A 9,420-nucleotide genomic window follows, 5' to 3' on the forward strand; every position below is an offset into this window, starting at 1 on the left:
TGTCACATCGTACGGAAACGTGCCGGGCGAAGTTGTACTGAGTGCATCGGCAATGCAGGATGTGGGGTGTGAACCCCGACGGAAGCGGCAATCAGCCCAGCTACGGTCAGAACGGGCAAGGGGGAACGCCCTACTACGGCGCTCCGCAGCCCGGCTACCCGGAATCGGGTTACCCGCAGTACGGCTACCAGCAGCTCGGACCGCCGCCGTATCCGGCAGGCGGCCAGTGGGGTCAGCCCTACGGCCAGGTCCCGCAGGGATACCCGCAGCCCGGGCCCGGATGGGGCGCGCCGGATGTCAAGGTAGGGACCGTGCCCCTGCGGCCGCTCGACCTGGGCGGGCTGTACAACGGGGCGTTCGCGGCGATCCGCGCCAATCCCGGCGTCATGGTGGGCCTCACGGCTGCATTCGTGGTGATCGCGCAGCTGATCACCTTCCTGGCGCAGATCCCGCTGACCCGTGTCGAGGTGAACTCCGATTCCGATTCGGACGAGTTCCTGAGCGGGATGCTCGGGGCGATGGGCGTGAGTGTCGGCGTCGGGCTCATCGCCGCCGTCGCGTCCCTCTTCCTCTCCGGTGTCCTGACGATCGCCGTCGCGCGGTCGGTGATGGGGGAGCGGACGGGCCCGGCGGGTGCCATGCGCGCGATCGGCCCGCGGATCCTCCCGCTCATCGGACTGAGCCTGCTGCAGTTCGTGATCTTCCTGGTGCCCATCCTGCTGGTGATGGCACTCATCGTCCTCATCGCGGTGACGACCGACGCGGGGCCGGTGGTGGCGATCCTCGTCGCGCTGCTGCTGTTCGGCGTGCTGCTCGTCGGCTACCTCGCAGTCCTGCCGACGATCTCGCTCGCATTCCCGGCGGTGGTCCTCGAGCGCGTCGGGCCGATCACCGCGTTGCAGCGCGGATACGCACTGCAACGGCCCGGCTTCTGGCGCGTCCTCGGCGTACTGGTTCTCACCTACGTCATCAGCGGCGTCGTGACCACCGTCGTGACGATTCCGTTCACCGCCACCGGCACCATTCTCAGCGGCAGTGGCGGGGTCGAGAACATCGCCGGTTCGACGGTGGCGGGCCTCGCCCTGGCGAGCGTCGGTGCGGCGATCGGCCAGTTCCTGACTGTGCCCTTCCTGGCGGGGGTCCAGACGCTGCTCTACGTCGATCAGCGGATGCGGAATGAGCACTTCGACCAGGTGCTCCGCGACGAGGCTCTCCGACGTTGGCAGACCGGAGCGGTCGCCGTCCCGACGGACGCCCTCTGGCAGCACCAGCCGCAGCCCGCGCCGACCTCCTGGTACTGAGCCGGGTCAGATCCGATCACGCGCCACGACCCACCGGCTGATGGGCGTGCGCAGGATCAGGTCGACGAACAGCAGCGACATCGCCAGCACGACCACCGCGAGCGTGGCGGTGCGCAGGACGGCCGAGGCGGGGAACCAGGTGCCGAGCAGGTCGAAGAAGCCGAGCTTGCCGAGGATGTCGAGCATGAGCGGATGGACTGCGAAGACGCCGAAGGCGCGCACCGTCGCGTAGGAGACGGCGCGCTCGCCCACCGGCCGGCCCGAGGCGCGCAGGTCGTCCCACATCATCGCGGCGAGCCACAGCAGGATCGTGGCCGCGACGTACCAGGGCAGGTAGAGCGGATTCCAGGCAGCGGTTGCGGCGTCGGGCACGACGCCGGGCTCCGTCGCCCGCAGATACATCACGAGGCTGAACGCGCCGGCGGCGAGGCACACCGCGACCAGACGCAAGGCGTGGGAGCGCAGCCACGCGCTGACCGCGGTGTGGTGCTGCGCGGCGAGCATCCCCATCGCCACGAACAGCACGTACATGGGGAGCAGCTTCCACATGTGGTTGAAGATCGTCTCCCACGGCTGGCCCGGAGGCTGCGGGAAGTACTGGTAGAAGGCGAAGAAGCCCAGCTGGATGGCGCCCGCCGTCAGCAGGACAGCCCACGGATGTCCCGCCACCGTGCGGGAGAGGGCCTGCAGCGCGGGGAAGAACAGGTAGATCTGCATCGAGATCAGGAGGAAGTACAACTGGTACTTCGCATCGCCGGTCAGCGTCGTCCGCGCGAGGTCGCCGAGCCACCGCCCGACGGAGGGGAAGGGATCGCCGTCCGTGAGCAGGTGATCGGTCACCGAGTAGACGAGCGTCCACACCAGGTAGGGCACCACGATCAACCCGAATCGCTTGCGCCAGAACTCGCGGGCGGTCATCGTCCGGCCGCGCATGCTGAGTACCAGCACGAAGAGTGTCACCGCGACGAAGCCGTACCGGGTCAGGTGCAGCGCGGCGGAGACCGCGCCGGTCTGGCGGATCACGTCCGGGGTGTAGTTGATGGTGGTGACGCAGTGCGCGACCACGACGCCGAGGAACAGCAGGACTCGGGTGAGGTCGGCGGTCTGTTCGCGCTTCGGTTTCGCCGGTGCCGACTCGGGCGCGGCGACCTGCGGCGGCTTCTTCGTTTCGATGGTGGGCACCACCCTGGTGTGTTGTTGCAGGGCTGAGCGTCTTCACCCCGAGCTGTCGTCGACTTGGTTCGGTATCCTACGGGACCGAGCCGGGAGAATCGGACAGGGGCGCGGCGCTCCGCGTCCGGTCACCCGGCGGTGGAGATGAGCGGGACGGCCTGCTCGTCGACGGTCCACGCCCCGTGATGACCGAGCATCTTCGACTCCATCGGCTCCTGGCTCGGAGTGACGAGCACCGAACGGTCCTGCGCGACTGCGAGCACGTGGCCGATCCGATGCGCGATCACCGGGTTGGGCGGGGGCGCTCCGAACCACCGCTCGTCGAGCGCCTGTTCCCGGCTCGCCACCCGCGCGTGCTGTCCCAGTGCCTCGGACCAGCGGGCCAGCACGTCGTCCACGTGATGCCCCCGCGCCAGGTACACGTGCCGTACCCGAGCCTCCCCGGCGATGATCCGCACGCCCCGGTGGAGTTCGGGCAGTGCGTCGAGGTTCACCAGCGACTCGGCCTCGATCATCCCGTGGTCACCCGTGGCCACCACGGTGCAGGTCGGCGGAAGGTCGGAGAGGATCTCGGCGAACATAGCGTCCACGGCGCGCAGTACCCCGAGCCATTCCGGGGAGCCGGGGCCGTGGACGTGCCCCGCCGCGTCGAGGAGCCCCGTGTAGGCGTAGGCGAACCGCCGCGCTGCGGTGCCGTGCCGCGCCACGGCGAGGACGCCCTCGCGGACCTCGTCGAGGTTCGCGGCGGCATGCAGGACGCCGGCGGCGCGGAACGATGCCCGGGTCAGACCGGAGGTCTCCTGATAGGCGGGCACCACGTAGTGGATCTCGACCCCCGCATCGGCCAGGTCCTCCAGGCGACTGCGGCGGCGCTGCAGCTCGCGCGGCGGGTGCGACGCCCGCGCGTCGGGCCCGCTCGCTCCGTCGATCGTCCAGCGCAGGGAGTTGAACAGGCGCCGGCCGTGCTCGTCGGGTACGCCGAAGCTGTACCCGACGATGCCGTGCGCGGCGCACGGCGCGCCCAGGGCCAGGCTCGACAGGCTCGTCGCAGTGGTGGCGGGGAAGCCCGCGTCGAGGGTGGTGCGCACGTGCGCGGCGAGCGTGGGCGCCTCGTCGGCGTGCTGGCGCAGCAGCTCGGCGCCGAGTCCGTCGATGAGCAGCAGGACGACATCGCGTTCGACCGTCAGACCGAGCGGATTCTCCGCGGTGAGGCCGAAAGCGGAACAGACCGAGGGCATTACGTCGGAGAGCATGCCGGTCATGCGTCGATCGTAGCGTCTGCAAAGCCGGGTCGAGGCGGGAACGCAGTGCTGTGATGCGCCCACCGGCGCGACGCCCTACGTGATCGCGGAGGGGATGAGGGTGGCGACGCCGTCCTCGACGAGCAGGGCCTGATCGTCGTTGACGCGGGTCAGCGGGAAGCGCTCGCCGTAGGTCCGCACCACCTCGTCGATGAGCGACGGGGGGTACGGCGGGAGGGCACCGTCGGCGTGCGGGATGACGACGGTGTCGACCAGGCCCAACCCCGTGTAGTCCGTGACGCCCGGCGCGTCGGCGGGGTCGTCGAGCGGCGCGACCGGCTCGATGTTCGGCCCCGCCACGACGGACCCGGCGCTGAGTCCGATGTACGGGAGCCCCGCCCGGACGCGGGCCGTGAGCACCTCACCGGTGCCGTTGCTCTGCAGGGCGCCGAGGAGGACGAAGGTGTGACCGCCCGAGAGGTACACCGCATCCACCGTCCCGAGATCCGACTCGAAATCGGCCGCGTTCCGGTACTTCCCGGCGGTCATCCGCGTGAGGCGGAAGCCGAGGTCCGTCAGCTGGGTCCACTCGAAGGAACCGAACGGCTGATCCGCGTAGGGAGCGCCCGCGTCGTCGATGAATCCGATGCGGAGGGCATGCGGCTCCCGGCCGGTGTGGCGGCGGAGGAAGTCGGGGAGGGCGCCCGCGTTGAGCGACAGCAGCAACAGGTTCACGATCGCGACGATACCGACTCTGCGAGACTGGGCCGACGAACCGGAGGAGGATCGATGCGCGTGCACGGCGCGGGACCGCTCATCGCGATGCTGGCGACTCTGACGCTGCTCGTCGCGGGCTGCGGCGGCCAGGGTGACGGGAATCCGCAGGAACGAACGGTCACCGTCGAGGCTGCGAACGGCCGGGTCGCGATCCCCGCGACGCCGCAGCGGATCGTCTCGCTGGCGCCCACGCACACGGAAACGCTGTTCGCGATCGGTGCGGGGAAGCAGGTCGTGGCCGTGGACGACCAGTCGACCTATCCGGCCGACGCGCCGCGGACCGCGTTGTCGGGATTCAAGCCGAACGCCGAAGCAGTCATCGGATACTCCCCGGACCTGGTGATCGTCTCCGACGATCAGGACGGCATCGTCGCGGCGTTGCAGAAGGTGCGGATCCCGGTGCTCGTCGAGCCCGCCGCCAAGGACCTCGACGACGCCTACGACCAGATCGCCGACCTCGGCGCTGCGACGGGCCGGGTGGAGCAGGCGAAGTCGGTCGTCGCGGCGATGCGGGCCGCGATCGACGAGACCGTGCGCAACGCCCCGCGGCCCGCCGCTCCGCTGACCTATTTCCACGAACTCGACCCGCAGCTGTACACCGTGACGTCGTCGACCTTCATCGGCAAGGTCTACGCCGCCTTCGGGCTGCAGAACGTCGCGGATGCCGCGGACAGGACCGGCTCGGGGTACCCGCAGCTCTCCAGGGAGACGCTGCTGCAGTCGGATCCCGCCCTCGTCTTCCTCGCGGACGCTCAGTGCTGCGGCCAGAATGCGGACGTGGTCGCGGGCCGCCCCGGGTGGCGCGACCTCCGGGCGGTCCGGGACGGCACCGTCGTGGCGCTGCCCGCCGATGTGCCCTCGCGCTGGGGCCCGCGACTCCCCGACTTCTACCGCGCGGTCGGAGCGGCCGTCGCCGCGGCGGCGCAGAAGGTCCCGGCGGGCAGGTGAACTCGCCGGTGCGAGAGCGCGCTCTGCCGCGTGCGACGGGGCTACGGCCGGTGCCGCTGGTCGTCGCGGTGGTCCTTCTCCTCGGGGCGATGACCGTCGGGCTGCTCGTGGGAGCGGTCGAGCTGCCCGTGCGCGCAGTCCTGGTGGGACTGCTCGATCGGCTGCCGGGCGTGCACGTCGACTCGGGGCTCACCCGCCTGCAGGCGAATCTGTTGCTCGAGATCCGGCTGCCCCGCGTGCTCGCCGCTGCACTGGTCGGCGGCCTGCTCGCGATCGCGGGCGCGGGGTACCAGGGGGTGTTCCGCAATCCACTGGCCGACCCGTACCTTCTCGGCGCGGCCGCCGGCGCCGGGGTCGGCGCGACCGCGACCATCGTGCTGCTCCCCGGGGATCCCACGACGACGGTGCCCATCGCCGCGTTCGTCGGCGCCCTCGCGGGCGTCGCCCTCGCGTACGCGCTCGGCAGCGTCGCCGGTGGGCACGGGACGGCAACCCTGCTCCTCGCGGGTGTGGCGGTCTCGGCCTTCCTCAGCGCGGTGCAGACCTTCCTCATGCAGCGCGACGCGCAGGAGTTGCGGCAGATCTACTCGTGGGTGCTGGGCGGCGTCGCGTCCGCAGACGGCCCGCGGCTGTGGGCGGTGCTGCCCTACGCCGCGGTCTCGGTGGTGGTGCTCCTGCTGCACGGCCGGCTGCTCGACGTGCTCGGCGTGGGCGATGAGGAGGCCACGGCGCTCGGCCTGTCGGCCCGCCGGGTCCGGATCCTGGTGCTGGCCGCGGCGTCTTTGGCGACCGCCGCCGCCGTCGCGGTCGGAGGGCTCATCGGGTTCGTGGGCATCGTGGTGCCGCACGTGGTGCGGAGGCTCGCCGGAGCGTCGTACCGCGCGGTGCTGCCGCTGTCGTTACTGGGGGGTGCCGCCTTCCTCGTGCTCGCCGACGTGCTCGCCCGGACCGCGGTCGCGCCGGGCGAGCTTCCGCTCGGCGTGGTCACCGCGTTCGTCGGCGGACCCTTCTTCGTCGTCGTGCTGCGATCGATGCGCGGGCGGGGCGGCGTATGACTGTGGAGATCTCCGGCGTGGACGTGGCGCTCGACGGCCGCCCCGTGCTGCACGACGTCACGATGACCGCACCGTCGGGCACGTGGACGGCGGTCGTCGGGCCGAACGGCGCGGGGAAGTCGACGCTCCTGCGGGCCGTCCTGGGCCTGGTGCGGAGCGGGGGCACGATCACGGTCGACGGTGCCGACCCGCGCCGCCGAGCACCCCGCGAGCGCGCCCGGACGATGGCCTACGCGCCGCAGTCGCCGCAACTGCCCGAGGGGATGACGGTCTTCGACTACGCGCTTCTCGGCAGGTCGCCGTACATCCCGTACCTCGGTCGCGAGAGCGCGACGGACCGGCGCGTCGTGCGCGACGTGCTCGGGCGGCTCGGGCTGGAGGCGTTCGCCGACCGCGACATCGCCCACCTCTCCGGCGGTGAGCGACAGCGGGTGGTGCTGGCACGGGCGCTGGCGCAGCAGGCGAGGCTCCTCCTGCTCGACGAGCCGACGACGGCTCTCGACATCGGCCACCAGCAACAGGTGCTGGATCTGATCGACGAGCTGCGGCGCGACGACGGCCTGACGGTCGTCACCACCATCCACGACCTCACTCTGGCCGGGCAGTACGCGGACGGCCTGGCGCTGCTGTCCGCCGGCCGGGTCGTCGCGGCCGGCACACCGCGGGATGTCCTCACGGCGGATCTGATCGGCGAGCACTTCGGTGCGCGGGTGCACGTCCAGGTCGGCCCCGACGGACGGCCGATGCTGGGACTGCTGCGATGAATCTCGAGATGGTGCACCGCGACGAGGACGGGGCGCACGCGCTGGCGACCACCGTGTGGCGGCTCGGGGCGGGCGTGCGGGGGATCTCCTCCGCGATGGTCGGCGGCGGGATCGGCCCCGTCGCCTGGGTGATCAACGCGCAGGTGCCGGGCGGGTACTCGCGGATGGACCCGGTGGCGCACCTCGGTGAGCTCGCCGCCGCCCAGGACCTGGCCGGCCGTGGGGTCGGCATGCTCACGGCCGCCGCGGTGGACCGGACGGTACTGCGGGCGGAGAACGGCGTCGAGGTCGCCGCCACCGTCGGGCTGCGCGTGCCGACGTGGGCTGCGGCGCCGCCGGGCGTCGCGGATCCCGAGCTCGCCCCTGCGCGGCTTCCGCGACCGGGGACGATCAACATCCAGGTGGCGGTGCCGGTCCCGATGTCCGACGGTGCGCTGGTCAACGCCGTGATGACGGTGACCGAAGCGAAGACGCAGGCGCTCCTGGAAGAGGGCTATCCGGGGACGGGGACGGCATCGGACGCGGTGTGCGTCGTTGCGCCGGTAGCGGTGCCCGGCGCGGGGGAGGAACTCTTCGGAGGACCGCGCTCGGAGTGGGGCGCGCGGATCGCGCGGGCGGTCCACGCCGCGGTGGCCGCCGGCGCCCGGGACTACACGGTCGGGCTCGCAGCGAGAGCTCGTGGAGGTAGCTCGTGCGTCAGAAGGGATTGAAGTCTACTCTTGTTGCAGAAGTGGCGACGAGTGGAGGTTCCGGATGCGCGCACGGGCCGTACTGGCGGTGGTAGCCGGCTGCTCGATGCTTCTCGTCGGGTGCTCCGCGACGGTGTCCGGCAACGGCGCCGGCGTGACCGTGATCAAGGGTGGCGTGGGACCGGGGATCGCGACGCCCGCCCCCGCTGCGCCCGGCACCACGACCGCCGCCCCGGCCGGCACGACGAGTGCGCGGCCGTCGAGTGCCGCGGCGACGGCCATCGTGCTCCCCGACAACGGGAACGGCTTCACCTTCATCCAGACCCGCAGCGGACGGACGCGGTGCCAGGTCAGCGAGACGAGTGCCGGCTGCCAGCTGGTCTTCGATCAGCCTCGTCCGCGCACCGATGCGGGCGAGGAGGCGAACGGCGTCAACGTCACCAGTGACGGCGGCCTCTCCTACGTGCTGGGCAATCTCGGCGCGATCGATCCGGTCACCCTGGACTACAAGACCTACACCGCCCGTGGCTGGTTCATCGTCGCGAACGAGTACGGCACCGCCTTCACGCACCGCACCACCGGGCACGGCATGGTCGTGAGCGCCTCGGGCGCGAAGGCCTTCTAGCGCGGCGTGGTGATCACCACGACGGCCTCCGCGCCGTCGACGGTGGCGAAGCGGTGCGGGCAATCGCTGGTCCAGCTGCGCGAATCCCCCTGCTGCACGGTCGTCTCGCCGCCCACCGGACCGACGGTGAGTGCACCGTCGACCACTGTGAGGTGCTCGCGCACCGCCGGACCGTGCCCGGGGGAGACGTGGTCGGATCCCGGCGGGAACTCCAGGCGGAAGACCTCGACGGTGACGCTCGGCAGGTGACGCACGGATAGGAGCGCGGTGCGCATGCCGCCGTCCGCGACGCTGTGCACGCCGGGGGTCTCGCCGACGAGGGCTGTGAGCGGTACGTCGAGCGGCTGGCACAGGGCGTAGAGCGTCTCGACCGTCGGGTTGCGGCCGCCCGCCTCGATCTCCGACAGTGAGCCCTTGCCGACGCCCGCCCGCCGGGCGAGTTCGGACAGGCTGAGGCCGCGCTCGGTGCGCAGCTCGCGGAGTCGGCCGCCGACGTCGGGGGAGGGCATGGCACCATGCTACGTTCTGTTCATGGAACGTTCTGAGAACGGAACGATGGTGCCGGTGGGTGCGGGCGTCGTGACCGCTCTGGTCGGCTACACGTCGGCGTTCGCCGTGGTGCTGGCGGGCCTGCGCGCGATGGGGGCCACGCCGGGCCAGGCGGCATCGGGTCTGTTGGCGGTCACCGTGACCATGGGCGCGGCGTCCGCGCTCCTGTCGTGGTGGCTATGTCAAGTTGATCTGGCCCCGGTAGGGCGGTTTCATTCGGCCCCACCTGAGTGGGGCCCTGAGCCGCTAGAGTCCGGGGTGTGGATGGGCGGCCGCGGGTGCGCAGTGTGGTTGCGCC

11 protein-coding genes are annotated in these 9,420 nt (G+C 71.4%); 7 read left to right on the forward strand and 4 right to left on the reverse strand.

The window, feature by feature from the left end; translation table 11 throughout:
• The first annotated feature begins 68 nt into the window (after positions 1 to 68).
• The gene (locus FK268_RS22775) at positions 69 to 1,301 is read left to right on the forward strand and encodes a DUF7847 domain-containing protein (RefSeq protein WP_146437736.1); all 1,233 of its coding nucleotides are present in this window, start codon (positions 69 to 71) and stop codon (positions 1,299 to 1,301) included.
• 6 nt (positions 1,302 to 1,307) lie between these two features.
• Here FK268_RS22775 and FK268_RS22780 read toward each other — a convergent pair whose 3' ends face one another.
• From FK268_RS22780 to FK268_RS22790, 3 genes are all read right to left on the reverse strand, one after another.
• Positions 1,308 to 2,483: an acyltransferase gene (locus FK268_RS22780; protein WP_231707232.1), complete on the reverse strand. Its 1,176-nt coding sequence runs from the start codon at positions 2,481 to 2,483 to the stop codon at positions 1,308 to 1,310.
• Positions 2,484 to 2,602: 119 nt separating this feature from the next.
• Entirely contained in the window at positions 2,603 to 3,736 is a 1,134-nt protein-coding gene (locus FK268_RS22785; protein ID WP_146437738.1) for an alkaline phosphatase family protein, read from the reverse strand.
• Positions 3,737 to 3,811: 75 nt separating this feature from the next.
• Complete coding sequence (locus tag FK268_RS22790) at positions 3,812 to 4,450, reverse strand: Type 1 glutamine amidotransferase-like domain-containing protein (protein ID WP_146437739.1); 639 nt, start codon at positions 4,448 to 4,450, stop codon at positions 3,812 to 3,814.
• A 54-nt stretch (positions 4,451 to 4,504) separates the two neighbouring features.
• Between FK268_RS22790 and FK268_RS22795 the strand changes: the two genes are divergently transcribed.
• The 5 genes from FK268_RS22795 (at position 4,505) to FK268_RS22815 (ending at position 8,573) form a co-directional block, all read left to right on the forward strand.
• Positions 4,505 to 5,440, forward strand: a complete 936-nt coding sequence (locus tag FK268_RS22795) for an ABC transporter substrate-binding protein (protein ID WP_205124516.1) — start codon at positions 4,505 to 4,507, stop codon at positions 5,438 to 5,440.
• Positions 5,441 to 5,529: 89 nt separating this feature from the next.
• A complete protein-coding gene (locus tag FK268_RS22800; RefSeq protein WP_146437749.1) occupies positions 5,530 to 6,495 on the forward strand; it encodes a FecCD family ABC transporter permease in 966 nt (321 codons plus the stop codon).
• Positions 6,492 to 7,259, forward strand: coding sequence for an ABC transporter ATP-binding protein (locus tag FK268_RS22805; RefSeq protein WP_146437740.1), 768 nt, complete (start codon positions 6,492 to 6,494; stop codon positions 7,257 to 7,259). Before FK268_RS22800 ends, FK268_RS22805 begins: the two co-directional genes overlap by 4 nt.
• On the forward strand, positions 7,256 to 7,969 hold the full coding sequence (locus FK268_RS22810; protein WP_146437741.1) for an adenosylcobinamide amidohydrolase: 714 nt from the start codon (positions 7,256 to 7,258) through the stop codon (positions 7,967 to 7,969). The genes FK268_RS22805 and FK268_RS22810 overlap by 4 nt, the downstream gene beginning before the upstream one ends.
• A gap of 43 nt (positions 7,970 to 8,012) precedes the next feature.
• Positions 8,013 to 8,573: a hypothetical protein gene (locus FK268_RS22815; protein WP_146437742.1), complete on the forward strand. Its 561-nt coding sequence runs from the start codon at positions 8,013 to 8,015 to the stop codon at positions 8,571 to 8,573.
• Here FK268_RS22815 and FK268_RS22820 read toward each other — a convergent pair.
• Positions 8,570 to 9,082: a helix-turn-helix domain-containing protein gene (locus FK268_RS22820; RefSeq protein WP_146437743.1), complete on the reverse strand. Its 513-nt coding sequence runs from the start codon at positions 9,080 to 9,082 to the stop codon at positions 8,570 to 8,572. The two genes, FK268_RS22815 and FK268_RS22820, sit on opposite strands and share 4 nt — an antisense overlap.
• A 22-nt stretch (positions 9,083 to 9,104) precedes the next feature.
• Here FK268_RS22820 and FK268_RS22825 point away from each other — a divergent pair.
• A partial coding sequence (locus tag FK268_RS22825; protein WP_193560317.1) for a benzoate/H(+) symporter BenE family transporter occupies positions 9,105 to 9,420 on the forward strand: 316 nt, incomplete at its 3' end.

The sequence above is a fragment of the Tsukamurella sputi genome, from assembly GCF_007858445.1.
Lineage (GTDB): Bacteria > Actinomycetota > Actinomycetes > Mycobacteriales > Mycobacteriaceae > Tsukamurella > Tsukamurella sputi.